Source organism: Amycolatopsis sp. WAC 01375 (assembly GCF_003947325.1).
Classification (GTDB): Bacteria; Actinomycetota; Actinomycetes; order Mycobacteriales; family Pseudonocardiaceae; genus Amycolatopsis.
This window is the reverse complement of the sequence record NZ_QHHW01000036.1, coordinates 540,702-564,286: the sequence shown is the minus strand read 5'-3', so window position 1 is coordinate 564,286 and position 23,585 is coordinate 540,702. Positions and strand designations below refer to the sequence as shown.

The window sequence follows — 23,585 nt, the reverse complement described above, 5'->3', positions numbered from 1 at the left end:
TTGCCGTACCAGTTCACCCTCGACGACGTCGCCTTCCTGCGCTCCGGCGCGGGAAGCGCGGCGCTCGCCGAATGCTCGTCCCTGCCGCTGACCGACAAGACCCGCATCGCCGACGTCGCCGCCGTGCGCCGGATCGCCCCGGACCACGCGGCCGCGGTACTGGAAACGGTGGTGCTGCGGCGGAAGTCGTCGGCCAAACTGGACTCCGCGGACTCGTGGCTCTTCACCGGTGACGCCCTCCAGCAGGCCAGCGCCACACTGGTCGCCCGGCACCGGGCTTCGCGGCTGGCCGGTCGCGACGTCCACGACGTGACCTGTTCCGTCGGCGCGGACCTGATCGAGATCGCCCGCGTCGCCTCCCGGACACTGGGCTCGGATCTGGACGAGGTCCGGCTGGCGATGGCGCGGCACAACGCACTCGAAGCCGGGGTTTCGGTGGGATTGCTCAGGGCGGACGCGCTGCGGCCGGTCAGCCGGGATTCGGTCGTCGTCGCCGATCCCGCCCGCCGCGACTCCGCCGGGCGCCGGGCGTGGAAGCCCGCCGATTTCCTGCCGCCGTTGGACGGCCTGGTCGAGTCGTACGCCGGCCGCGAGCTTTCGGTGAAATGCGCGCCGGGTCTCGATTTCTCCATCGCGCCGTGGGCGGACGAGGTCGAACTGGTCTCTTTGGACGGTCAAGTCCGTGAGGCGTGCCTGTGGCGCGGTGTGGGCTCGACGGTGTCGCGCCGCGCGACGGTGTTGCGTTCGGACGGTACACAGTGGACGGTCACCGACGCGGATCCCGACGGAATTCCCCTGCGTGAGCCGGGTGAATGGATCGTCGACCCGGACGGCGCCGTCGTCCGGGCCGGACTCGTGCGGCATTACGCGGCGCGGCACGGCCTGTGGCAACTCGACGAACGGATCGCGTATCTGACCGGCGACGTCCCGCCGCCGGGAATCCGGGCGTTCCGGGTGTTCGAGCACGGACCGTACAGCGAGAAGAATCTTCGTGTATTGCTGAAAAAACACGATATCGGTCGTTTGGAAATCCTCGTCCGCGGTCTCGACATAGACCCGGATGCCTTGCGGCGCAAGCTGAAACCGCGCGGTGGTGAAGAAGCTACTTTGGTACTGACCAGAATCGGTCGTTCTGGAGTAGCGTTCCTTTGCCGCGCACAGCTGACGTGAGGAGCATTTCCATGAGCCGGTTCACCGGTCTGCTGAAACTGGCCGCCGCCGCGGCCGCCGGGGCCGTTCTCGCCGGCGGCGCCACCGCCGTCGCGAACACCGGCGACGCCGCCTGGCGACACGGCCACGAGCCCGCCAACATCGGCCAGGTCAAGCTCGACGTGAAGGCCTACTACGGCGATGTCGTCGGCAGCGACGGCAAGCACCGGTACTCCGACGGCAGCCGGTTCGTCTCCGACACCGAACGCCAGGTCGAGGACGCCAAGCGCTACCTCACCCGAAGGCTGGACCGCGGCGTGAAGAAGCCCGCCGTCGTGTTCGACGTCGACGACACCGCCGAGGTCACCTACGGCTGGGAAGCCGACAACGACTTCGGCTTCGACCCGAAGAAGCAGCAGGAAGCGATCGACAAGGGCACGTTCGTCGCGAACAAGCCGGTGCTGGAGCTGGCGAACTGGGCCGCGCAGCGCGGCGTGAAGATCTACTTCCTGACCGGGCGCAACGAGTTCCAGGGTCCGCAGTCGCTCAAGAACCTCGCGAACGAGGGCTACCCGGCGCCGTCGGGGGCGTTCTTCAAACCGAAGACCACCGCGCCGGACTACCTGCCGTGCGGGCTGACCTGCACCACCGTCCAGTACAAAGCGGGCACGCGGAAGCACATCGCCTCGACCGGCGCGACCATCCTGGCCAACTTCGGCGACCAGTTCAGCGACCTCGAAGGCGGATACGCCGAGTTCCCGGTCAAGCTGCCGAATCCGATGTACTACCTGCCCTGAGGGGAATATCCGCGCGTTCGGCGTCGCTGTGCCCGGTATGTCTGACAAAAAGGTGTTGAAGCCCAGCGCGGACCACCCGATCACGGTGGCGCCGAACGAGGCGCGAGTGGTCGTCACGATCGGCGGGAAGGTCGTGGCGGACAGCGCGAACGCGCTCACGCTGCGGGAGGCGAACTATCCGCCCGCGCAGTACATCCCACGTGCCGACGTCGACTTCGGCGTGCTGGAGCGGACGGAACACTCGACGTACTGCCCGTTCAAGGGTGACGCGGCGTACTACAGCGTCCGCACCGGCGACGGCGTCGCCGAGAACGCCGTCTGGACCTACGAGGCGCCGCACGACGCGGTCGCCGAGATCAAGGACCACGTGGCGTTCTACCCGTCGAAGGTGGACGCGATCGAAGAGCGCTGAGCCGCCTCACGGCAGCTGGTTGATCCGGTCCCCGTCGGCCGCGAGCGAGGTGTCGGATTCGATCCGCCAGACCTCCAGCCCCGGTGCCTTGACCAGGGCGTCGACGAGGGCCTCCTCGCCCGCGACGAGGGTCGAATCGAAGTCGACCTCGGTGGCCACGCACCAGGCGCGGTCGTCCGGCCAGAACAGGTTGGGCGACTGCGCCTCGAACCAGTTCGGCCGGGGTCGCCAGCCGAGTTCCGTCGCGGAGGTCAGCTGTCCGTGGAAGAGCAGGTAGTCCCGGCCGGGATGTCGCACGCGCGGCGCTTCGAGGTGCTCGCGGGACAACGTCGCCTCGTCGGCCCAGCCGTAGCCGTCCCAAAGGCAGAACCAGGCTTCCGAAGTGGACGTGTGGTCGCCGAGAACGGCCAACAGAGCGGTGAGGCTGTGTGAAGGCAGCGTGCCGCGTCCCGGTGGGGAGCCGCGCCAGCGCGAGCCGGTGAGATTCACCGGATCCGGGGATCCGACCAGCGCGTGCCACTGCATGCCGCCGTGGGCGCGCCGTCCCGTCTCCGCCGCGGCCTCGCTCCAGCTCGACCAGCCGCCGCGGTCACGCTCGGCGGGGTGGCAGACGCGGGCGTAGGCGGCGTAACCACGGGGGACCGCGCGGCCGGCCGCGCCGAACGCTCCGCCGAGCCTGGAGAGCATCCAGTCGGCGGGGGACGGGTCGAGTACCGGTCGCAGCACGGCGGCAAGTCTCCAGCAAGATCATGTGCGGCGCATCTTGTCGGTGGGCGGGGGCATACTGCCGACGTGGGTGTTCCGCTGCGTCGCCGTTCGGGCCGTTCGGTGTACCGCGAAAGCACGCCTGCCTATGCCGTGGCCGGCGTGGTCGAGAGCGTCTGGACGGGCGTGGTGGGCGATAGCCGTCCGCTGAGGGTGTTCCCGGACGGCTGCGTGGACCTGGTCTGGGACGGGCGAAGGCTTGACGCGGTCACCACCGTGCGCGGAGTGCTGCGGCACGAGCTGCCTTCGGTGGACTGGACCGTCGGGCTCCGCCTGCGGTGCGGTGCCGGTGGCGCGGTGCTGGGACTGCCGATGACGGAGCTGGCGGCGGGTGCCACCCCGTTGCGCGACCTGTGGTCCGCGAGGGCGCGCCGCGCGGAATCCAGACTGGCCGAGTGCGGGACACCTGGTGAGGCGCGGTCGGTGCTGGAAGCGCTGGTCACCGACAGGCTGCGGGACATCGAGCCGGACGGGTTGTCCGTCGCGGCCGCCCGCGCGTTGCGTGCGCCCGGCGCTCGCGCCGACAAGGTGGCCGCGGAGCTGGGAGTGAGCGAGCGCGGCCTCCGGCGGCATGTGCGGCACGACGTCGGGGTCGGCCCGAAGGAGCTGCAGCGGGTGCTGCGGTTCCATCGGTTCCTCACGCGGCTCGAGGCCGTCGTACAGGACGGCTCGTCGCTTGCCGATGTCGCCGCCGAAGTGGGTTACGCGGATCAGTCCCATCTAGGGCGGGAGTGCCGTCGGCTGGCCGGCGTTTCGCCCGGCGCGCTCGTACGATCCTGGACTGGCCGAAACGTTCCAGACCGAGACGGCCCGCCGAGGCGAAGATCGTGACGTGCTCGAACCTTTCCGCGTCACCATCGACATCCGCACGGACGACCTCGACCTCAACGGGCACGTCCGCGGCCCCGCCTATCTCGCGTACGCCGATCACGCGCGCTGGGAATGCATGTGGGCGGCAGGCGTGGACCCGTTGGCGCTCAAGGCCGGGAACCTCGGCCCGGTCAACCTCGAAACGACGATCCGGTTCCGCCGCGAGCTCCGTGCCCGCGCGCGGATCGACGTCCTGACCCGGTTCACCTGGGAGCCGGGCAAGGTGTCACGGGTCGTCCAGGAATTCGTGTCGCCGGACGGCGCCGTGGTGGCGGAGGTGGAAAGCCTCTCCGGCCTGCTGGATCTCGAACGGCGGCGGCTGGTCCCGGATCCTGGACTGCACTGGCGGAAATACGCGGTGCGGCCGGAAATCCTCGGTCTGCCGTGATCAGGTGGCCACCCGCTTTTCGTAGAGGCTGGTCGGCCATTTCGCCGAAGGTGGGTCGGCCACGTGCTCGAAGCCCGCGCGCTCGTAGAGCCCGCGCAAGGCCTGGTTGTCCTTTGTGGTCGCCACGCGGACGAACGCTTTGCCCCGTGCCGCGGCCTTTTCGCCGACCCAGTCGATGATCCGGATCCCGAGCCCGGCCCCGGCCGCCTCCCGCGCGACCGCGAGGCGGCCCGCGTAGTAGGCCGGTTCCGTGGTCTCGCCCCAGAGCTCAGGCTCCGCCTCGGTCACCACGCAGGTCGCGATCGGCTTACCGAGCCCGATGACCAGCAACGCTTCGCCCGCCTCGATCTGGTCGCGCACCGATTCCCGCGGGAAGCGCGGTGGCCATTGACGGATTCCGCGCCCCGCCAGCCAGGCGGCGGCCTCGGCCAGAAGGTCGAGTACGACGTCCTCCTCGCCCGGGCGGGCCGGGCGGATGGTGGTGCCCGGCGTGAGTGGCTCGGGGCCGGTGACGATCGGCATGCCTCGATGATGCCCCGGCGATGGTTGGAGTGGGATGCCCCCAATGTGGCATTGGGGACGGTGCGTGTCCCCAATGCCACATTGGGAGCACTTCACAGTCAGCCCCTGTGCTAACGTCGTCTCCGAGCCCCGTATGGGCCTATGCATGGAGGTAGCGGCTACTCAGCCACCAGAGATCGGCACACACCGTCTCTCGCATTCAGTCATCCCCGCGTCGTGGGATGACGCCTCCATGCGGTGCGCTCGAAACCCGGGCGTGCCAAGGCTCGTGTGCTCTTCTTCCGGTGCTGGTTCCGCGCCTCCTGTCGACACATCGACGGGAAAGGAACGCATTGACCGGCTTCAACGACCAGGTGATCGAGGAATTCAGGCGTAACAAGGGAAAGCTCGGCGGCATGTTCGAGGGGTGGAAGCTGATCCTGCTCACCACCACGGGCGCCAAGAGTGGTAAGCGGCGGACGAATCCGTTGGGGTATCTCGAAATCGACGGCAAGACCATCGTCGTCGCTTCCGACATGGGAGCTCCGGCCCATCCTGCGTGGTATCACAACATCCGTCGCGACCATCGGGTCACGATCGAGACGGGTGTCGAGACCTACGAAGCGATCGCGGCCGTTCCGCCCTCGGCGGAACGTGACGCGTTGTTCGCGCGGGTTGTCGCCGAGGAGCCGGGTTTTGCCGAGTATCAGGCGAAAACGTCGCGTGAGCTGCCGGTCGTGATCTTGTATCGGATCGACGACCGGGTGCGGGGGATGGGGGACTTCCTGGTGGAGGTCCACGACTGGCTGCGGGAGGAACTCAAGACGCTGCGCGCCGGGGTGGACGACCTCGTGGCGGGCCGCGCGGATTCGCTCACCATGGGGGAATCCCTGCGGGCACACTGTGTTTCGTTCTGTGAGGCGCTGACCAAACATCATACCGGCGAGGACATGGGGGCGTTTCCCATGCTGGCCCAACGGTTTCCCGCGCTCGCGCCGACGCTGACGAAGCTCGGGGAAGACCACGTCGTCGTCGCGACGTTGCAGAAGCGGATTCGCAAGCTCGTGGAGGGCTACGTCCACGGGGAGAGTGACCCCGTTCGCCTGCGCGACGACTTCGACGAGCTCGCGGGGAAGCTCGAAGCGCATTTCGCTCACGAAGAGCGAACGGTCGTGACGGCACTCAACGTGACGGCGCCCGGCTGATCGGTGCGGACGCCCTGGGGTTTCGGCCCCGGGGCGTGTATCGTAGTAAGTGGCAGCGCCTTCACAGCGCGACGCCGATCCGGCACGAGGCGGGTGGAATTCGCCCCCGGCCTCGCCGATGACCGCGAACCAGCGGTCCCTCCGAAAGGTTTCACCGTCAAAACTCACAGCACCGACAGTGCGCTGTTCAGCCACCCGCTCGACACCGAGGTCGAGCGACAGGATCCCGCGACCCCTCAAGGGGAGCGATACATGGATCTTTTTCGCGAACCTTCTTATCCCACACCGGAACCTTCGGCCGACGCCGTTCGTTGACGGAGTAGACCAACGTTTTGGGTGTCGTGTTGTCCAAGCACGTTCGCGCAGAATTCGTCGCGGGCGTCGCCTTCTTCGCGTCGCGCCGTGACACCGGCTGAAACAGCCGGTCCAGTCCTGGCAATCGACAAGAAGTGACGATATGACTTCAGTTCTAAACCACCCGGACAGCGTAGAGAGGCAGGCGCCACAGCCCCTGTTGTCCGGGGAGCAGACCAACACCGAAAACTTTCTCGTCAAGCTGTTCGCGGTGGTGCCGCTGCTGGCACTGGCCGCTTCCGTCCCGTTCGCGTGGGGCTGGGGGCTCGGCTGGGTGGACCTCGGCCTGGCCGCCGGGTTCTACTTCCTCACCGGCCTCGGCGTGACCATCGGTTTCCACCGCTACTTCACCCACGGCGCCTTCAAGGCCAACCGCGGCCTGCGGATCGCCCTCGCGGTCGCCGGCAGCATGGCCATGCAGGGCCCGGTCATCGGCTGGGTCGCCGACCACAGGCGCCACCACGCCTTCGCCGACCGCGAGGGCGACCCGCACTCCCCGTGGCGGTTCGGCACCACCCCGGCCGCGCTGGCCCGCGGCTTCTGGCACGCCCACATGGGCTGGCTGTTCGACCGTGAGAAGACCAACGCGCAGCGGTTCGCTCCGGACCTGCTCGCCGACCGTGACATCGCCCGGATCGATCGCCTGTTCCCGCTGCTCACCGTCGTGACGCTGCTCGCGCCCGCCGTCCTCGGCGGCGTGATCACGATGTCGTGGTGGGGCGCGGTCACCGCGTTCTTCTGGGCGAGCCTGGTCCGCGTGGCGCTGCTGCACCACGTCACCTGGTCGGTGAACTCGCTGTGTCACATGATCGGCGACCGCCCGTTCGCCGCCCGCGACAAATCCGCGAACTTCTGGCCGCTCGCCATCGCGTCCATGGGCGAGTCATGGCACAACTCCCACCACGCCGACCCCACCGGCGCCCGGCACGGTGTCCGCCGAGGTCAGCTCGACATCTCGGCGCGGCTGATCTGGCTGTTCGAGAAGGCGGGCTGGGCGACGGACGTCCGCTGGCCGAAGGCCGATCGGCTCGGCCGCAAACTCAACCCCGGCCACTCCCTGTCGCTGCGCCGGACCGCGAAGCGGGCCTGAGCCCGTCAGCGGATAGCGCTCGCGATGGCGTCGATCAGTTCCGGCCCGTCGGACAACGCCGGGTCGTTGTGATCGGCGCCGGGGACTTCGACCGTCCTCGCGCCGGCGGCCCGTGCCACGTCACGGCTCTGCTGTGCCGGGACGATCGAGTCCGTGGCCCCGAAGACGACGGTCACCGGCGCCTTCACACGCGCGACGTTGTCCCTGGTCGGGAAGTCGTCCCGCAGCAGCCAACGGACCGGCAGGAACGGATAGTGCAGCTGCCCGACCGACGCGAGGTCGACGAACGGCGAGCGCAGCACGAGCGCGGACGGCGGACGTTCGACGGCCAGTTCGGTGACGACCGCGGAGCCCAGGCTCTCGCCGAAGTAGACCAGCGGTGCGCCGGCCTCACGGACCAGGAAATCCTGTGCGGCGCGGACGTCCAGCTTGAGCCCGTCCTCGGACGGCTCGCCGGGATTGCCCCCGTAGCCGCGATACTCCAGTAGCAGCACCGAGAGCCCGCGTGCGGTCAGCGCGCGGGCCATCGGCGCGCGGTACGCCCGGTTCCCGGCGTTGCCCGGTGCGACCAGCACGGCCGCCTTCGCGCCGGCGACCGGGAAGTACCAGCTCGCGAGGCTCAGTCCGTCCGAGGTCGTGAGCGTGACGTCTCTGCCGCCGGGCAGGACGACGGCGGCGCCGGGCGGCGGACCTGCCTCGGGGAGGTAGATCAGCTTGCGCTGGAAGGCGAACACACCACCGAAGACCACACCGACGAGGGTGACGGCCACCGCCAGTGCGAGCAACGCCTTTCCTCGTGCGGTACTCAGGGCTTCGTCGGGGGCAGGTCGAATTTCGCGAACAGGTCCGCGTCGATGAACGAGGTGATCTCGCGGATCCGATCGCCGCGGAGGGACAGCACGTTGATCGACCAGCCATGGTGGACGGCGTCGGCCGCTTCGCCGAGGTAGCAGGCGACGGCGGGCTGCCCGTTGGCGGTGACGACCTCGGTGCGCCAGCTCGGGCACCGGCCGATCGGGACCTCGACGGCGAAGCGGGACACGGCCTCGATGCCGCGGTACCAGTGTGCGAACGGCGGCATGGACCACGTGACGTCCTCGGTCAGCAACGCCACGAGCGCGTCGGCATCGCCGCGGTCCAGCGCGGAGGCGAAGCCCGCGGCGATCTCGCGGACCCGGGGATCATCGAGCTTCCGCAGCGTCTGCTGCCGGTCGGACGGCGGGACCTTCTCGGCGACGATCGCCCGGGCGCGTTGCAGCGCGCTGGTCACCGCCGCCACCGAAGTGTCCATTGTGGACGCGATTTCGGCAGCGGAGAAGCCGAGGACGTCGAAGAGCAGCAGGGCGGCCCGCTGGTTGCCCGGCAGATGCTGCAGCGCGGCGACGAACGCCAGCTCGACGGCCTCGCGCTGCTCGTACCGGACGTCCGGCCTGCTCCCGCCGGGGTACGGGCCGAGCCACGCCACTTCGGTCACCGGGGCCTCTTCGATCACCACTCGCTCGCTCGACGGGCCGAGGTCCATCGGCAGGGCCCGCTTCCCGCGCGCGGCCGCGACGTCGAGGCAGGTGCGGGTGGCGACGGTGTAGAGCCAGGTCCGCATCGAGCTGCGCCCCTCGAAGCGTGCCAACCCCCGCCAAGCCCGGAGAAGCGCGTCCTGCAACGCGTCGTCGGCGTCGTGGGTCGAGCCGAGCATGCGGTAGCAGTGGGCGTGCAGTTCGCGGCGCAGTGGCTCCACCACGCGGTTGAACTCCGCCTCGTCGGTGCGCAGGACATCTTCACTCACAGTCGACGATTGTGCCCTTTACTTGGCGCGAAGCGCTGTCACGGCAGGGGTGAACATCGTCGTCTTGATCGCGGACAGCGTGCCGCGGTCCTTCCCGGCCAGCGGGCGGACGAGGTCCGTCGCGTACTCCAGCAGCGCGGGCTTCTCGGCGACGGCGTCCACGAGGCCCAGGTCGCGCGCGTCCGTGCCGCCGAACCGCCGTCCCGTGGTCATCGACGCGATCGCGGCGGCGGGGGTGAGCTTGCCCTGGATCAACGCCGCCATCCCCGGTGTGAACGGGATGTTGATATCCGCTTCGGGGAAGCAGAAGTACCCGCGGTCGGCGCGCATCACCCGGAAGTCGTGCGCCATCGCGAGCATGGCACCGGCGCCGAAGGCGTGCCCGTTGATCGCGGCGACCGTGTGCACGCCGAGGGTGAGCACACGGGCCAGCAGTTCGTGGACGTCTGCGACGTACTGCGCCGCCTGCGTGGGGTTGCTGGTGAGCCATTCGAGGTCGAGGCCGTTCGAGTAGAACTTGCCCGACCCCACGGTGACCAGCACCGCCGGATCCGGATAGGCGACGACGGTGTCCAGCTGGGAATGGACGGTTTCCAGCCAGGACGGCGAGAAACGGTTCTCGTCGTCGCCGAGGTCCAGCAGGAACACCGGGGCGTCTTGACGCAGAGTGGGCATGTCAGTCCTTCCGTGGGGGTGGGAGCAGGAGTATGGCGCGGACCGAGGTGGCGAGCCGGGCCCGGGAGTCTTCGGAGATCGGCTCGCCCGCGGCGAACGCGCGGCGGAACAGGGCCGTCGGCAGATCGACCACGCAGGCTGTCAGCACTTCGACGGCCTGTGCGTCGCGCCGGTCCCAGAGCCGGACGGCCAGTCCGACCAGGAACGCGATCAGGCGTTTGTCGAGGGCCAGGAAGTCGGCGGCGAGGTTTTCGGGGACCTGCGGGCCGAGGACCTGTTCCTTCTTGACGGTGATGAGCAGGCGGGCCGCCTCCGGCCGGGGGTGGGCGAACGCGGCCGGTGTGCCCGCCGCGGCCACGACCGCCGCGACCGGGTCTTCCGCCTCGTCCGCGAGAGCGGTCTGGAGGTCGAGGAACTCGCCCGCCGCGCGGAGCCAGACGTGGGCCAGCAAGGCGCCGAGCGAGCCGAAAGCGTGGTAGATCGTCCCGTTGGACACCCCCGCGGCGGCCGCGAGGGACCGGACGGTGACGCCTTGGGCGCCCGTCTCGACGACGAGGCGTTCGGCCGCGTCGAGCAGCCTTTCCAAGTCGTGCACGCGGGGGCGGGGCATGGGCCGACGGTAACAGAGCACGTGCTCTAAAACAATAAGAGAGCGGCTGCTCCAATATGTCGGAGGTGGACTGTGACGTGGTTCACGAACGTCCTCACGGCGAAGTCGTCACATCGGCCCGGTGGCGCGGGTCAACCCGTCGAATCACCGAGAAGCCGAGGAGAAACCGAAATGACCACCGCCTATGTCATCGTCACCGTCGTCGGAGCGTTCATGGCCGCCTTCTCGGCGGCCTCGATCTTCTTCCGTGCCAAGTGGGTCGTTCAGCCGCTGGCCGACTACAGCGTCCCCCGCGGCTGGTGGACGCCGCTCGGCGTCGCCAAGGCCGCGGGCGCGCTCGGCCTGATCGCCGGCCTGTGGGTGCCCGCGCTCGGCGTCGCGGCCGGGATCGGACTGGTGCTCTACTTCACCGGTGCCGTGATCACCGTGCTCCGCGCGCACTGGCCGTCGCACGTCGTGTTCCCGCTGATGTACCTGGCGCCCGTCGCCGCCTCGTTGGTGCTGGGATTCGCCGCCTGAAGTCAGGAATCCGGGGTCCACACCGCGAGTTCGGCGCCGCCGGGCTCGCGGAAGTGGAACCGGCGCCCGCCGGGGAACGAGAACGGCTCGACCGTGACGACTCCGCCCGCGGCCTCGACGGAACCCCTTGCCCGCTCGAGGTCTTCGGTGCGGATCGTCACCAGCGGCGCGACCGTCTGCTGCGCGGTGTCCTGCTGGAAACCGAACGAGACCACACCACCGCTCTGGACGTCGGAATACGTCGGGCCGTACGACGTCGCCGTCCACCCGAAGGCCTTTTCGAAGAACCGGCTCGAGTCCGCGGCCGAGCCGGACGGAAACTCGACGAAGTCGATTTCGTACATGGACCGGAACCTACTCCGGGCCACCGACAGGAATCGCTCAGACGCTGCGCAGCACGGAAACCACGACGCCCAGCACGGTCGCGCGGTCTCCGTCGATGACGTCGTAGGCGGGGTTGCGCGGTTCGAGGTACACGTGGTCGTCGCGGCGGCGGTACACCTTGACCGTGGCCTCCTCGTCGATCATCGCGGCGACGATCTGGCCGGAGTGCGCTTCCTGCTGCTGCTTCACCACGACGATGTCGCCGTCGCAGATCGCCGCGTCGATCATCGAGTCACCGCGCACCCGCAGGCCGAAGACGTTGCCCCGGCCGGTGAGTTCACGCGGAAGGGTCATCACGTCGTCGACGTGTTCGACGGCCGAGATCGGCGTTCCCGCGGCGATGTCACCGACGACGGGGACCGGCACCGAGTCCTCTGTGGATTCCCGCGATGTGGTGCCGTGCAGGAACGCGCGGACGTCTATGGGCCGGGAGATCGAGCTGCTGCGGCGAAGGAAACCCTTTTCCTCCAAGGCCGCCAGATGCTTCGACACCGAGGACGTCGAACGCAGCCCGACCGCGTCACCGATCTCGCGCGTGCTCGGCGAGTACCCGTGCTCCACCACCCATTCGCGGATGGTCAGCAGGATCTTCTGCTGGCGCTCCGGCAGGGAAGCGGCTTCCTCGAACAGCTCAAGATCGTGGTAGGCGGTCATCAGCGGAATGGTAGTTCGTGCAGGCCGCCGCGATCGCCGCGGTGTCCCAGTAGAACGGCCGCACCTCGGTGATGCGCCCGTCCTCGACGGTGATCGTCTGCAGGATCGGGAAATCCAGCTCACGTCCGGTGGTCCTCGCGCGGACGTGCACCCGGGTCAGGACGACCAGTGGGCTGCTCTCGCTCAGGAAGCTCTGCTCCACCATGTCGAAGACCGCCCAGGTGTCGCCCATGGCGGCGAAGAACCGTTCCAGGCCTTCGTGACCGCGCCAGATTCCGCCGTAGGGCAGGCCGTCCGCCTGGTGCAGCACCACGTCGGGCGAGAAGAACGGGGCGAGCGGCGCGAAGGTCGCCTTGCCGGGGCCGCCCGCCGCGAAGTAGCCGGCTTCCGCCGCGTACATGCCTTTGAGTACGGACAGGGCGTCCGTTGTCGATGTCACGACGACCACTGTGGTGCGCCGCGTGTCCGGGCGCTGGCGGTTATCCGTCGTCGAGATCGGCCGGATGGCGGCCCGGCCGGACCGAAAGTCCGATCCCGTGCGCGGTTCCGCGAGGTTGACTCGATCGTATGAACATGAAGATCACCGCGGCGGTTCTCGCCGCCGCGACGGCCACGGTCGCCCTCACTGGTTGCGGTCTCAAGGAAAGCTTGACCGAAAAGGCGAACGGGCACGTCAAAACGGTCGGCTACGCGACCGGCGCGGAAGGCAAGCGCGACACGGACGCCCGGCTGCCGGAGTGGGTGCCGGACGGGGCGGCGGCGGTCACCGAGGTCATCCGGACGACCGGTTCGGAGCGGCTCCTGCGGTTCACCGGTGGGACACTGCCCGCCGTTTGCGTACCGGGGCCGGCGGCGACGCAGACGGCCACCCTCGCCGCGAACTGGTGGCCGCGGGGACAGGAAAGCAAGACGGACAAGGTGTGCGGTGACTGGCATGTGCTCGTCCAAGGCGTCGACGTGTTCGCGTTCAAACCGGAAACCCTGGTGAGCACGAGGTCCTAAGTCACTCGGAGAGCGCGTCGGCGCAGGCGGCGAGATCGCGCAACAGCCGCTCCTGTTCGGCCGTCGAAAACGGTTCGAGCATCCGATCCTGGACAGCGCGCACGACACCGCTGGCGGCGCGGAGCTGGGCCTCCCCGGCGGTAGTCAGGGTGCTGGGCAGGGCGCGGCCCTGCGGCGCCGTCGCCGGACGGGTGACCAGGCCGCGGTCCTGCAGGCCGCGCAGCACCAGGTTCATCGACTGCCGGGTGACGAACACGGCCCTGGCGAGTTCCGCGTTCGACAGCCCCGGTCGCTGTGAGAGGACTTCGAGGCAGGAGTACTGCGGCACGGTGAGGTCGAGCGGGCGCAAAGCGGTGTCCATCGCCATCCGGAGCGCCGTTGCCGCTCGTTTCAGCATGTACCCCACCGCCAGGTCCAGCGGTCCGACCGTCTCGCCTCGACTCATGTCAGCATCATGACACGACCTCTTCGGCTGACAGTGCCTGCCAGGCCGGTGCCAGCGTCGTGTGCGCCGCCTGCCAGGTGCCCCCGGCACTCTCTGGAATGTCATTCCAGAAACGAACCGAGGGGTCACCATGGACACACCTGTCACGATCATCGGCGCCGGACTCGGCGGGCTCACCCTGGCCAGGGTGCTGCACGTCCACGGCATCCCGTCCGCTGTGTACGAAGCCGAGGCCTCGCCGTCGGCGCGGACGCAGGGCGGGATGCTCGACATCCACGACTACAACGGCCTGCTCGCCATCGAGGCGGCCGGGCTGCTGGACGAGTTCCGCGGCATCGTCCTGGAGGGCCGCCAGGCGATGCGGGTCCTCGACTCGGACGGGTCGGTCCTGCTCGAGCGGGCCGACGACGGCACGGGCGGCCGTCCCGAGGCGCAGCGCGGGGACCTGCGGCGGATGCTGCTCGGCTCGCTCCCCGACGGCACCGTCCACTGGGGACAGAAGGTCGTCGCCGCCCGTACCCTCGACGACGGCCGCCACGAGGTGACGTTCGAGGGTGGTGCCACCGTCGTCACCGGTCTCCTGGTCGGCGCGGACGGCGCCTGGTCACGGGTCCGGCCACTGCTCACCGGCGTCGGCCCGGACTACACCGGCACGTCGATCGTCGAGACCTACCTGTACGACGCGCTCACCCGGCACCCCGCCGCGGCGAAGACGGTCGGCGGCGGATCGATGTTCGGGATCGGGGCCACGCCGGGGATGAGCATCCACGGCCACCGTGAAAGCGGTGACACCCTGCACGGCTACGTGGAGCTCACGAAGCCGCTCGAGTGGTTCGACGACATCGACTTCGGCGACGCCGAAGCGGCCAAGGCGCGGATCGCGGCGGAGTTCCGCGACTGGTCGCCGGAACTCACCGCGCTGATCACCGAAAGCGACGTCGCGCCGATCCATCGTCCTGCCTACGCCTTGCCGTCCGGGCTGCGGTGGGCCCGCGTTCCCGGCGTGACCCTGCTCGGCGACGCCGCGCACCTCGCGTTGGCGAACGGCGAGGGCGCCAACCTGGCGATGCTCGACGGCGCCGAACTCGGCAAGGCCCTCGCCGCGCGTCCGGACGACGTCGAGGCCGCACTCGCCGAGTACGAACAGGCCATGTTCGTGCGCAGTGAAACACCCATGGAGGAGGACTTCCTGCTCGAAAGCGTCTTCGGTGAGGACATCCCCGAGCGGCTGCTCGACCTGTTCGGGATCGAGCAGCGGAAGGCCTGAGCCAGGCCGGCTCCCGCTCACTCGTGCGATCGCGGCGCGTACGGCTTCAGAGTGATCGAGTTGGCCGCTTTCTGCATCCCGCCCAGCATTTTGCCGCTGCCGGGCAGGTGCGGAAGCAACCGCATGAACCGGTTGCGCATCCGGATCCCGCGGCGAGTACGCGGGGCGAAACCGCCGGCACCACCGGGCGGCCGCTTCATGTTCATCGTCACGTACTCGCGCATTTCGCTGTCATACCGGGGAAACGCGACACGGTGGTCGCCCTTGGCCGCGGCGAGCTCACCCGCGAGCACGTACGCGCCGACCAGCGCCATGCTCGTGCCCATCCCGAGTGAGCCGCCGAAGGCCGAGTCGCCGAGCAGCACGGTGCGGCCGCGGTACCAGTGGTCGACCTGTACTTCGCCGACCCGCGCGAAGTACAGGTCGTCGGTCCGCCGCAGCTGATCGAGCAGCGCGGGGATCTCCCAGCCCGCCCCGGCGAACACGTCGGCCAGCAACTCCTTCTGGGCCCGCAAGTCCCGCCGGTCGTAGGCCAACTCCGGCGAGACGAACCCGAGCAGCGCCCGGACCTCCCCGGTGTTCCCCAGCGGGTACAGCACCGCGACCCGGCCGTCGACCCCGTTGCCCGCGGGCAGGTTGTACATCACCTCCCAGCCGTCCAGGTCGAGTTCGGTGCGGGCGGGGAAGTACGAGGTGTAGTAGCCGAGGTCCTGTACGAATTCCTTGTCCTGCCCGAAGGTCAGCGCTCGCACGCCGGAACGCAGCCCGTCCGCGCCGACCACGAGGTCGAAGGAGCGTGGCGGCGCGTTGTCGAAGGTGACCTTGACGCCTTCGGCACTCTCGGCGATCTCGGTGATCACGGTGTCGTACAGGATTTCCAGGTCCGTGCCCGCCGCCTCGTGCAGAATCCGCACGAGGTCGCCGCGCAGGATTTCGATCTCGGCGACGATCCCGCCAGAATCGCCGAAGTCGTCGCCGCCCATGGCCGCCACGCGTTTCCCTTGCTCGTCGAGCCAGGCGATTCCGTGTGTGCCGGTGTGGTGTGCCTTGACGGCGTCCATGATGCCCATCCGCTCGACGGCGTCGCGGGCCGTGCCGCGGATGTCGATCGCCTGCCCGCCTGATCGCAGGGCGGGGGAGCGTTCGACCAAGGTGGGTTCGAAGCCGTGGCGGCGTAGCCAGTACGCCAGGGAAAGTCCGGCGATGCTCGCGCCGGAGATCAGAACAGTGCGCATGCGGGCAACGTACAGCCGCCTCGGTACGGTGTATATTTGCTCTAGTGCTCTGCCGTTCATGTCGAACGTCATGGATTGAGCGCACTAGTACGCTAGGAGGTTTGGTGGACAGCGTGGACAGTGGGGCGCCCTACCGGAGGATCGCCGCGGAGATCCGCGACAACATCACGAGCGGACGGCTGCGCCCGGGCGACCGGATCCCGCCGACCCGGCAGATCACCCGGGACTGGGGAGTCGCGATGGCCACCGCGAGCAAGGTGATCGCCGTCCTGCGCGACGAAGGCCTGGTGGACACCAAACCGGGGTCCGGAACGGTCGTGCGGTCACGGGATCGCGCGTTCACCCCGACCTCTTCCCGCCGTCAGGAGCTGGACCGGGACCGGATCGTCCGCACGGCGATAGCGATCGCCGACGCGGAGGGCATGGCCGCGGTGTCGATGCGCCGGGTGGCCACCGACCTCGGCGTGGCGACCATGTCGCTCTACCGCCACGTGCCCGGCAAGGACGATCTGATGCTGTACATGGTGGACCTGGTGACCGCCGAGAAGACCGCGCACGCCCGGCCTCCGGCGCACTGGCGCGAACGCCTGGAGTTCTCGTCCCGTCTACTGTGGACGATCTGCCGCCGTCATCCCTGGGTGGCCGAGGTCCTGTCAATGACCCGGCCCCGGGCCATCACCCCGAACCTGATGTTCTACGCCGAATGGGTCCTGACCGCGTTGCGCGGTCTGGGGCTGGGCATGGACGACATGATGTACATCCACCTGAACCTCTTCAGCCACATCCGCGGCCTGGCCCTGTCCCTCCAGTCGGAGGCGCGGGCCCGGCAGGACACCGGCATGACCAGCGACGAATGGATGGACACCCAGGTGGCGGAGTTCCGGGAAGTCGTCGCCACCGGCCGGTACCCGACCATGGAATACGTGGTGACACAGGAATTCGAGCAGGACATGGACACGATGTTCGAATACGGCCTGCGGCTGTTGCTCGACGGGGTCGAGCGGCGGCTCGCGCGCGGTCAGGCCGTCGGGCGGCCCGCCCCGGCGTAGTCGTCGCCCTGCTTCCGGTAGGTGTGCACCTGCACCGCCTGCCCGGTCTGCGGGGCGTCGATCATCTGCTGGTTCCCGATGTACAGCCCGACGTGGTGGATCTTCGTGTTCGGCTCGCCGTAGAAGATCAGATCGCCCAGCTGGGGATCGGGCACCTTGTCCACGCTGTGGTACTGCGTGTGGGCGGTGCGCATGAGCTTGACGCCGGCGCTGGCGTACGCGGCCGTCGTCAGGCCGGAGCAGTCGAAGCCGGGGTCGCCGCCGCCGGTGCCGTTGCCGCCCCAGACGTAGGGCAGCCCGATCTTGTCGATGGCGAAGTTGACCGCGCTCAGCGCCGCCGCGTTCGGCGGCTGCGGGCTCTGGCCGACCGTGCCGTAGACGTTCACGGTCGCGAGCGTGCGGTGCATCAGCAGCGGCGCGGGCTGCAACGTGCTCACCGCGTTCCACCACGTCTGGCCCTGGCCGAGGTCACGCCCGCCCGCGCACAGGGCGCGTCCGGCGGTGAGCGTGGCGTCGTCGATGTTCTGCGGATTCGGTTTCCCGCCGGTGGCCGAGGCCTGGAACTGGTTCCACACCGACGGTGTCAGCTGCAGCGGGCCGCTGGCGTTCGCGGACGAGACGACCTTGTTGTAGAAGTCGCGGACCTCGACCGCGCCGAGCGGCGCGGTCATCACGCCGTCGGCGTTCAGGCTCGAACCGGTGGCGCGGCCGTGGTCGGAAGCGATCTTCCCGAGCGCGGCCAGCGTCACCCACGAAAGGCGGCAGCCCGGCGTTTCCTTGCTCAGCGCCACGGTGGTCTTCGCGTAGCCGGTCATCGCCCGCAGCGGGATGTCGAGCCAGCCGCTGGTCTTCGACACCCAGGCGTCGAACTCCTGCCCCATCTGCTGCGGCACCTTCGGCTGCTCCTTGGGCATCTCCGCGGGGGCGGACGACGACGCGGGCGGCGCGGGCGGGGCCGAGGACTGGACGGCGGCGGCTTCCGGCTTCGGCTCGTCCTTGGGCGCGAAGGTGATGGCGGCGACCAAGGCGGCGCCCGCGACGACGACGGCGGCGACGATCACCGGAAGTCTGCGGCGGCGGGAAGTCTGCTGCTCCATCAGAGCCCTCCGATGATGCGGCTCAGGACGAACTCGCGGAAGGCGTCGACATCGGTGGTCAGCGCGACGTCGATGGTGCGGCCCGGCACGGCCTGCGGATCGGTGCTTCGCAGCCTTCGCCGGTCTACGAGAGTCGCGCCGCGCGCGGGGCCGAAGCCGCACTCGACGTCCACAGGGTAGGACTCGACGTCGAGGATGCCCGGCCGGATCGCCTCGGCCACCGCGACCGCGTCGTGCATGACCATCCCGGGGAAACCGAGGATCGGGGTGTAGTGCTCGACGTAGGTGGGTGTCAGCGCTTCGAGCGCCGCGCCGAGCGGGCCCGACGCGGCGAGCTTGCCGAGCCACGTCGTGTCGACCGAGCACTGGTGCGTGATGTCCAGCGGGACCAGCACGGTCGGGATGTCCTCGTCGACCAGCACCCGGCGCGCGGCCTCGGGGTCGCTCCAGATGTTGAACTCCGCCGCGGTGGTGGAGTTCCCCTTGGTCACCCCGCCGCCCATGACGACGATCCGGCCGATCTTCTCGCGGATGTCCGGATGGGCCGCCAGCAGCAGCGCGATATTCGTGAGCGGGCCGATCGGGGCGATGGTCACCGGCTCGTCGGCGGCCTCCAGCAGATCCACCAGCAGGCGGACGGCACCGCGTTCGTCGAGCGGGCGCTTCGCCTCCGGCAGCGTCCCGGCGTGGCCGGAAAGACCGTCCTGGCCGTGGACGAACCCGGCGGGTTTGGCGTTGTCATACACCAGCGGCCGCGCGGCGCCGGCCGCGACGGGGACGTCGTCGCGGCCGAAGAGCTGCAGCAGACGGCGTGCGTTGGCGGTGGTGTGGCTCAGCGGCACGTTGCCGAACACCGTGGTCACGCCGAGCAGTTCGACGTCCTCGCATTGTGTGGCCAGCGCCAGCGCGAAGGCGTCGTCGACCCCCGGGTCGGTGTCGATGATCAGCTTGGTGCCCATGCGCGTGCTCCCCTTTGCGGTCGACAGCCTGATCACAGGTTACGGTCACCGGTATGACGTCCATGTGGGGTGCGCCCGCGCTGTCGCGGCTCCGCGCTTGGGGCCAGGCCCGTCGTGATCCTCGTCAGGCGAAGTTCCTGACCAAGGATTCGCTGCGCTGGGTGCTGCGAAACCGCGCGTACACGCCTTGGTACCTGGTCCGATACTGGCGGCTGCTGAAGTTCCGCGTCGCGAACCCGCACATCATCCTGCGGGGAATGGTGTTCCTCGGCAAGGACGTCGAGATCCACTGCCGCCCCGGCTACGGGCGGCTGGAGATCGGCCGCTGGGTGCACATCGGCGACGGCAACGCGATCCGCTGCCACGAGGGTTCGCTGCGCATCGGCGACAAGGCGGTGTTCGGACGGCAGAACGTCCTCAACGGCTACCTCGACATCGAACTCGGCTCGGCCACCCTCGTCGCGGACTGGGTGTATATCTGCGACTTCGACCACGTCACCACCGACATCACCGTCCCGATCAAGGATCAGGGCATCGTGAAGTCGCCGGTGCGGATCGGGCCGGACACCTGGATCGGCACCAAGGTCTCCGTGCTCAAGGGCACGCGGGTCGGCCGCGGCTGCGTCCTCGGCGCGCACGCCGTGGTGCGGGGCGAGATCCCGGACTACTCGATCGCCGTCGGCTCGCCGGCCCGCGTGGTGCGGAACCGGCAGGACGACTACGCCGCCGACGCCGCCCGCCGCGAGGCCGTCGCGGACATGGCGCGCAAGGCGAACAAGGCACTCCAGAAAACCCTGGGCGTCGACTCCTGACTCACGTGATCAGAGGCGTAACACACGTGATCAGAGGCGTAACTCACGCGAGTTACGCCTTCGGTCTGCCCGGAACTAGCCGCGCAGCTGCTCCCGGACCTCCATGAGCGCGAAGCCCAGCAGGTTCTGCCCGCGCCAGTAGTCGGGGCGCGTGGCGTTCTTGTCGTCGCGGGCGACGCCGCTGCCCCAGACCAGGTCCATCCTCGACGCCTCGACGATCACCTTGTCGCCCGTGGCCAGCAGGAACTCGCGCTCCTCGGCGTGCTGGCGGTACTTCTCCAGGTTGCCGTCGATGACGATGTCGAAGCGGTGCCGCTCCCACAGTTCGGCGTCGAAACCGGAGACCTCGCGGCCGAGGATCTTGGCGGTCTTCGGGTCCGGCGCCTGACGGATGGCCACCGCGGCCTCGTGATCACCGAACAGTTCCGCCTTGCTCGCCATCATGTAGTGCTCGGCCGTCGGGTACTGCTCGCCGCCCGCGACGAACGGCGCGTGCCACCACTGGCTCAGGCAGGCCGCGTTGATCCGGCCGCTCTTGAGCGGGGTGTGGCCGTAGAAGAGCTGGTACTCGGGCTCCGCGCCGCTGTGGACCAGCTCGCGCAACGCATCGAGACTCCGGACTCCGTCGACCTTGCTCACCATGGCGACCAGTGGACCACAGACCACCGACAACCGGTGAACTGGATCGGACCACTCTCCGTCGTGACCGGAGGCGGTCAGTACATTCAGCATTCGTGCAACGGATCGAAACGGTGAGCGCCCGAACGGTCGAAGAGGCCGCCAAGCGATTGGCCGGCGTGGTGACCCGGACGCCGCTCGAACCGAACGAACGGCTTTCGGCCCGGGTCGACGCCCGGGTCTGGCTCAAACGCGAAGACCTCCAGACCGTGCGCTCGTACAAGATCCGCGGTGCCTACAACTTCATCGTCCAGCTCGACGCGGAGCACCGGGAGCGCGGCGTCGTCTGCGCGAGCGCGGGCAACCACGCGCAGGGTGTCGCGTACGCGTGCCGCCGCCTCGGCGCGAACGGCCGGGTCTACGTTCCCGGCACGACTCCCCGCCAGAAGCGCGAGCGGATCGCGACGCTGGGCGGCTCGCATATCGAGGTCATCGTCATCGGCGAGACCTACGAAGACGCCTTCAGTGCCGCGAAGCACGACGCGGAGACCACCGGCGCGACGCTGGTCCCCGCGTTCGACGCGCCGGAGACGGTCGCCGGACAGGGCACGGTCGCGATGGAGGTCGTCGCGCAGCTCGGGTTCATCCCGGACGTCATGGTGGTGCCGGTCGGCGGGGGCGGCCTGCTCGCCGGGATCGCGGCGTGGGCCGCGGAACGGGCGCCGGAGATGCGGATCGTCGGCGTCGAACCGGCGGGGGCGACCTGCATGGCGGCCGCGCTGGCCGCCGGTGAGCCGGTGCGGCTCGAAACCGTCGACACCTTCGTCGACGGTGCGGCGGTCGCGCTGGCCGGATCGGTGACGTATCCGCTGGTCCGCGACGGCGGCGTCGAACTCACCGAAGTCGCCGAGGGCGCGATCTGCACGGAAATGCTCGCGATGTACCAGTCCGACGGCGTGATCGCCGAACCCGCGGGCGCGCTCGCGACCGCGGCGCTGGGCACGACGGTGAAGATCGACCCCGGGCAGATCGTGGTGTGCGTCGTCTCCGGCGGCAACAACGACGTCAGCCGCTACGGCGAAGTGCTCGAACGGTCGCTGGTCCACGAAGGACTGAAGCACTACTTCCTGGTGGGGTTCCCGCAGGAGCCCGGCGCGCTGCGGCGGTTCCTCGACGAGGTCCTCGGGCCGGACGACGACATCACGCGGTTCGAGTACGTGAAACGCAACAGCCGCGAGACCGGCCCGGCGCTGATCGGCGTCGAACTCGCGCGCGCCGGTGACCTGGAAGGCCTGCTGCACCGGATGGACGTGAGCCCGCTGCAGGTGGAGCGGGTGGAACCGGGCAGCCCGCTCTTCCACTTCCTGGTCTGACGACCCCGCAATTCGTCACCTACTTGCGACGTCCGGACCTCGCAAGTAGGTGACGAATTGCGGTGGGGCTCAAGGCGCCTTCGGCACCGCCGGATACGGCACGAAGGTGCTGGTGTTCTCGTCCACGGTCAGCTGTTTGCCGATCGTGGGGAACGCGCGCTGCGAGCAGGCCGGTCGTTCGCAGACTTTGCAACCCATGCCGATCGGGGTGGCCGCGGCGCGGTCGTCGAGATCGAGCCCGGTCGAATAGATGAGCCGTTTCGCGTGCCGCAGTTCGCAGCCGAGGCCGACGGTGAACGTCTTGCCGGGGCTGCCGTAGCCGCCGATGTTGCGTGACACCGTCCGCGCGACCCAGAAATAGCTCTTGCCGTCGGGCAGGGTGGCGATCTGGGTGAGGATCTTGCCTGGCTGGGTGAACGCCTCGTAGATGTTCCACAGCGGACACGCGCCGCCGACGCGGGAGAAGTGGAAACCGGCCGCGGACTGGCGTTTCGACATGTTCCCCGCCCGGTCGACCCGGACGAACGAGAACGGCACGCCGCGGTTCTTGGGGCGCTGCAACGTCGAGAGCCGGTGGCAGACCGTCTCGAACCCCACGCCGAAGTGGTCGCAGAGCCGCTCGATGTCGTAGCGGAACCGTTCCGCGCTCGCCAGGAACGGTCCATAGGGGAGGATCAGCGCGCCCGCGAAGTAGTTCGCGAGCCCGACCCTGGCCAGCGAACGCGCGGCGGGGCCGGAGAACGCCCACGAGTCGGCGAGTTCGGTGATCAGGTCGTCGTATTCCAGCAGCGCGATCTGCGAAGCCATCCGGAACGCCTGCTGCCCGACGCGCAGGCTCGGCGCCAGCCGCAGCACACGCGGCCCGGGTTCGTACCGGTGCTGTTCGCCGTTGGACTCGTCGATGCCTTCGTTCGTGACGTCGACGCCGTAGCGCTGGGTCAGGGTCTCCTTCAGCGCCGCGAGCACCTGGCCACGCTGCAGGGGGATGTCGTGGGCCATCCGTTCGGCGCGTTCGTCCAGCTCGGCGACGTAGTTCTCCCGCTCGTAGAAGAAGTCGCGGACCTCCTCGTGCGGCAACGAGCCTGCCGCGCTGCCGTGCATGCCCAGTCCGTTTTCCGTGGTCAGCGCGGCGGTGTTCTCGACCGAGTTGCGGTAGCTGCGGTGCAGTTTGACCAGGGCCTGGGCGATCGTCGGCAGGTTCGTGGCGAGGTCGTTGAGCTCACTGGTGGTGACGTCCACCCCGACGACCTCGTCGAGCAGGGCTTCCTTCACGTCCGCGACGAGCCGTGCGGTGTCGTTGTTCGCGAAGAACTCGGTGTCCACTCCGAACGCTTGCGTGATGCGAAGGAGCACCGGGACGGTCAGCGGACGCGAGTTGTGCTCGATCTGGTTGAGGTAACTGGGTGAGATCTCCAGCACACGAGCGAGATCCGCCTGGCTCATCGACCGGCTTTCGCGCAGATGCCGCAGCTTCGCTCCGGCGAAGGTTTTGTCCACTGAGGCCTCTCTGTCCGCAAGGTTTCCGGGCCTGAACGATTCAGTGAACGGTCAAGCCCGTGGATTTTGCCTGTG

General features: G+C 69.0%; 28 protein-coding genes. 13 read left to right on the top strand and 15 right to left on the bottom strand.

All coding sequences use genetic code 11. The features are described from left to right. From DL991_RS25520 to DL991_RS25510, 3 genes are read left to right on the top strand one after another with little or no spacing between them, the layout of a single operon-like run. Positions 1–1,170: a class I SAM-dependent methyltransferase gene (locus DL991_RS25520; RefSeq protein ID WP_125786839.1), complete on the top strand. Its 1,170-nt coding sequence runs from the start codon at positions 1–3 to the stop codon at positions 1,168–1,170. Positions 1,171–1,181: 11 nt separating this feature from the next. Then, the gene (locus tag DL991_RS25515; RefSeq protein ID WP_125786838.1) at positions 1,182–1,946 is read left to right on the top strand and encodes an HAD family acid phosphatase; all 765 of its coding nucleotides are present in this window, start codon (positions 1,182–1,184) and stop codon (positions 1,944–1,946) included. A 37-nt stretch (positions 1,947–1,983) separates the two neighbouring features. Then, positions 1,984–2,358: a DUF427 domain-containing protein gene (locus DL991_RS25510; protein ID WP_125786837.1), complete on the top strand. Its 375-nt coding sequence runs from the start codon at positions 1,984–1,986 to the stop codon at positions 2,356–2,358. A gap of 6 nt (positions 2,359–2,364) precedes the next feature. Here the strand turns inward: DL991_RS25510 and DL991_RS25505 are convergent, their stop codons facing one another. Continuing rightward, positions 2,365–3,084, bottom strand: a complete 720-nt coding sequence (locus tag DL991_RS25505) for a hypothetical protein (RefSeq protein ID WP_125786836.1) — start codon at positions 3,082–3,084, stop codon at positions 2,365–2,367. 66 nt (positions 3,085–3,150) lie between these two features. Between DL991_RS25505 and DL991_RS25500 the strand changes: the two genes are divergently transcribed. Both DL991_RS25500 and DL991_RS25495 read left to right on the top strand, forming a co-directional pair. Continuing rightward, entirely contained in the window at positions 3,151–3,954 is an 804-nt protein-coding gene (locus DL991_RS25500; RefSeq protein ID WP_125786835.1) for an AraC family transcriptional regulator, read from the top strand. Position 3,955: 1 nt separating this feature from the next. Next, positions 3,956–4,381, top strand: a complete 426-nt coding sequence (locus DL991_RS25495) for a thioesterase family protein (protein WP_125786834.1) — start codon at positions 3,956–3,958, stop codon at positions 4,379–4,381. Here the strand turns inward: DL991_RS25495 and DL991_RS25490 are convergent, their stop codons facing one another. Beyond that, the gene (locus DL991_RS25490) at positions 4,382–4,903 is read right to left on the bottom strand and encodes an N-acetyltransferase (RefSeq protein WP_125786833.1); all 522 of its coding nucleotides are present in this window, start codon (positions 4,901–4,903) and stop codon (positions 4,382–4,384) included. Positions 4,904–5,235: 332 nt separating this feature from the next. On the opposite strand from DL991_RS25490, the gene DL991_RS25485 reads away from it, so the two are divergent. Next, positions 5,236–6,087, top strand: a complete 852-nt coding sequence (locus DL991_RS25485; RefSeq protein ID WP_125786832.1) for a nitroreductase/quinone reductase family protein — start codon at positions 5,236–5,238, stop codon at positions 6,085–6,087. A 457-nt stretch (positions 6,088–6,544) separates the two neighbouring features. Continuing rightward, a complete protein-coding gene (locus tag DL991_RS25480) occupies positions 6,545–7,531 on the top strand; it encodes an acyl-CoA desaturase (RefSeq protein ID WP_199746391.1) in 987 nt (328 codons plus the stop codon). 5 nt (positions 7,532–7,536) lie between these two features. Here the strand turns inward: DL991_RS25480 and DL991_RS25475 are convergent, their stop codons facing one another. From DL991_RS25475 to DL991_RS25460, 4 genes are read right to left on the bottom strand one after another with little or no spacing between them, the layout of a single operon-like run. Beyond that, positions 7,537–8,316, bottom strand: a complete 780-nt coding sequence (locus tag DL991_RS25475) for an alpha/beta hydrolase (protein WP_233598971.1) — start codon at positions 8,314–8,316, stop codon at positions 7,537–7,539. Positions 8,317–8,336: 20 nt separating this feature from the next. Continuing rightward, the gene (locus DL991_RS25470) at positions 8,337–9,314 is read right to left on the bottom strand and encodes a sigma-70 family RNA polymerase sigma factor (RefSeq protein ID WP_370307585.1); all 978 of its coding nucleotides are present in this window, start codon (positions 9,312–9,314) and stop codon (positions 8,337–8,339) included. Positions 9,315–9,332: 18 nt separating this feature from the next. Continuing rightward, positions 9,333–9,989 (bottom strand): enoyl-CoA hydratase-related protein, encoded by a 657-nt coding sequence (locus DL991_RS25465; protein ID WP_125786831.1) that lies wholly within the window; start codon positions 9,987–9,989, stop codon positions 9,333–9,335. 1 nt (position 9,990) lies between these two features. Next, complete coding sequence (locus DL991_RS25460) at positions 9,991–10,599, bottom strand: TetR/AcrR family transcriptional regulator (protein WP_125786830.1); 609 nt, start codon at positions 10,597–10,599, stop codon at positions 9,991–9,993. Positions 10,600–10,770: 171 nt separating this feature from the next. Here DL991_RS25460 and DL991_RS25455 point away from each other — a divergent pair, with 171 nt between their 5' ends. Continuing rightward, positions 10,771–11,118 carry a DoxX family protein gene (locus DL991_RS25455; protein ID WP_125786829.1) on the top strand — a complete coding sequence of 116 codons (348 nt, stop codon included), beginning with the start codon at positions 10,771–10,773 and terminating at the stop codon, positions 11,116–11,118. Positions 11,119–11,120: 2 nt separating this feature from the next. Here DL991_RS25455 and DL991_RS25450 read toward each other — a convergent pair whose 3' ends face one another. Genes DL991_RS25450 through DL991_RS25440 form a run of 3 tightly spaced genes read right to left on the bottom strand, consistent with a single transcriptional unit; the run spans position 11,121 to position 12,595 of the window. Further along, positions 11,121–11,462, bottom strand: a complete 342-nt coding sequence (locus DL991_RS25450; protein WP_125786828.1) for a VOC family protein — start codon at positions 11,460–11,462, stop codon at positions 11,121–11,123. A gap of 37 nt (positions 11,463–11,499) precedes the next feature. Then, complete coding sequence (lexA, locus tag DL991_RS25445; RefSeq protein WP_125786827.1) at positions 11,500–12,156, bottom strand: transcriptional repressor LexA; 657 nt, start codon at positions 12,154–12,156, stop codon at positions 11,500–11,502. Beyond that, positions 12,134–12,595, bottom strand: coding sequence for a nuclear transport factor 2 family protein (locus DL991_RS25440; RefSeq protein WP_233598970.1), 462 nt, complete (start codon positions 12,593–12,595; stop codon positions 12,134–12,136). Before DL991_RS25440 ends, lexA begins: the two co-directional genes overlap by 23 nt. 134 nt (positions 12,596–12,729) lie before the next feature. Between DL991_RS25440 and DL991_RS25435 the strand changes: the two genes are divergently transcribed. Continuing rightward, on the top strand, positions 12,730–13,158 hold the full coding sequence (locus DL991_RS25435; protein ID WP_233598969.1) for a hypothetical protein: 429 nt from the start codon (positions 12,730–12,732) through the stop codon (positions 13,156–13,158). A 1-nt stretch (position 13,159) separates the two neighbouring features. On the opposite strand, the gene DL991_RS25430 is transcribed toward DL991_RS25435, so the two are convergent. After that, entirely contained in the window at positions 13,160–13,603 is a 444-nt protein-coding gene (locus DL991_RS25430; protein WP_125786825.1) for a MarR family winged helix-turn-helix transcriptional regulator, read from the bottom strand. A 130-nt stretch (positions 13,604–13,733) separates the two neighbouring features. On the opposite strand from DL991_RS25430, the gene DL991_RS25425 reads away from it, so the two are divergent. Continuing rightward, entirely contained in the window at positions 13,734–14,870 is a 1,137-nt protein-coding gene (locus DL991_RS25425; protein WP_125786824.1) for an NAD(P)/FAD-dependent oxidoreductase, read from the top strand. Between the two features lie 17 nt (positions 14,871–14,887). Here the strand turns inward: DL991_RS25425 and DL991_RS25420 are convergent, their stop codons facing one another. Further along, a complete protein-coding gene (locus DL991_RS25420; protein ID WP_158634449.1) occupies positions 14,888–16,105 on the bottom strand; it encodes an FAD-dependent monooxygenase in 1,218 nt (405 codons plus the stop codon). 104 nt (positions 16,106–16,209) lie between these two features. Between DL991_RS25420 and DL991_RS25415 the strand changes: the two genes are divergently transcribed. Next, on the top strand, positions 16,210–17,154 hold the full coding sequence (locus DL991_RS25415; protein ID WP_233598968.1) for a TetR/AcrR family transcriptional regulator C-terminal domain-containing protein: 945 nt from the start codon (positions 16,210–16,212) through the stop codon (positions 17,152–17,154). Here the strand turns inward: DL991_RS25415 and DL991_RS25410 are convergent. Together DL991_RS25410 and DL991_RS25405 are read right to left on the bottom strand one after the other, a co-directional pair. Beyond that, positions 17,124–18,251: an NlpC/P60 family protein gene (locus DL991_RS25410; protein ID WP_125786822.1), complete on the bottom strand. Its 1,128-nt coding sequence runs from the start codon at positions 18,249–18,251 to the stop codon at positions 17,124–17,126. The two genes, DL991_RS25415 and DL991_RS25410, sit on opposite strands and share 31 nt — an antisense overlap. Further along, a complete protein-coding gene (locus DL991_RS25405; protein WP_125786821.1) occupies positions 18,251–19,210 on the bottom strand; it encodes a nucleoside hydrolase in 960 nt (319 codons plus the stop codon). Before DL991_RS25405 ends, DL991_RS25410 begins: the two co-directional genes overlap by 1 nt. A 53-nt stretch (positions 19,211–19,263) precedes the next feature. On the opposite strand from DL991_RS25405, the gene DL991_RS25400 reads away from it, so the two are divergent. After that, on the top strand, positions 19,264–20,022 hold the full coding sequence (locus tag DL991_RS25400) for an acyltransferase (protein ID WP_125786820.1): 759 nt from the start codon (positions 19,264–19,266) through the stop codon (positions 20,020–20,022). Positions 20,023–20,097: 75 nt separating this feature from the next. On the opposite strand, the gene DL991_RS25395 is transcribed toward DL991_RS25400, so the two are convergent. Next, positions 20,098–20,664, bottom strand: a complete 567-nt coding sequence (locus DL991_RS25395; protein ID WP_125786819.1) for an NADAR family protein — start codon at positions 20,662–20,664, stop codon at positions 20,098–20,100. A gap of 92 nt (positions 20,665–20,756) precedes the next feature. Between DL991_RS25395 and ilvA the strand changes: the two genes are divergently transcribed. After that, positions 20,757–22,013 (top strand): threonine ammonia-lyase IlvA, encoded by a 1,257-nt coding sequence (gene ilvA, locus DL991_RS25390; protein ID WP_125786818.1) that lies wholly within the window; start codon positions 20,757–20,759, stop codon positions 22,011–22,013. 69 nt (positions 22,014–22,082) lie between these two features. Here ilvA and DL991_RS25385 read toward each other — a convergent pair whose 3' ends face one another. After that, entirely contained in the window at positions 22,083–23,510 is a 1,428-nt protein-coding gene (locus DL991_RS25385) for a short-chain fatty acyl-CoA regulator family protein (protein ID WP_125786817.1), read from the bottom strand. Between the last annotated feature and the right edge of the window lie 75 nt (positions 23,511–23,585).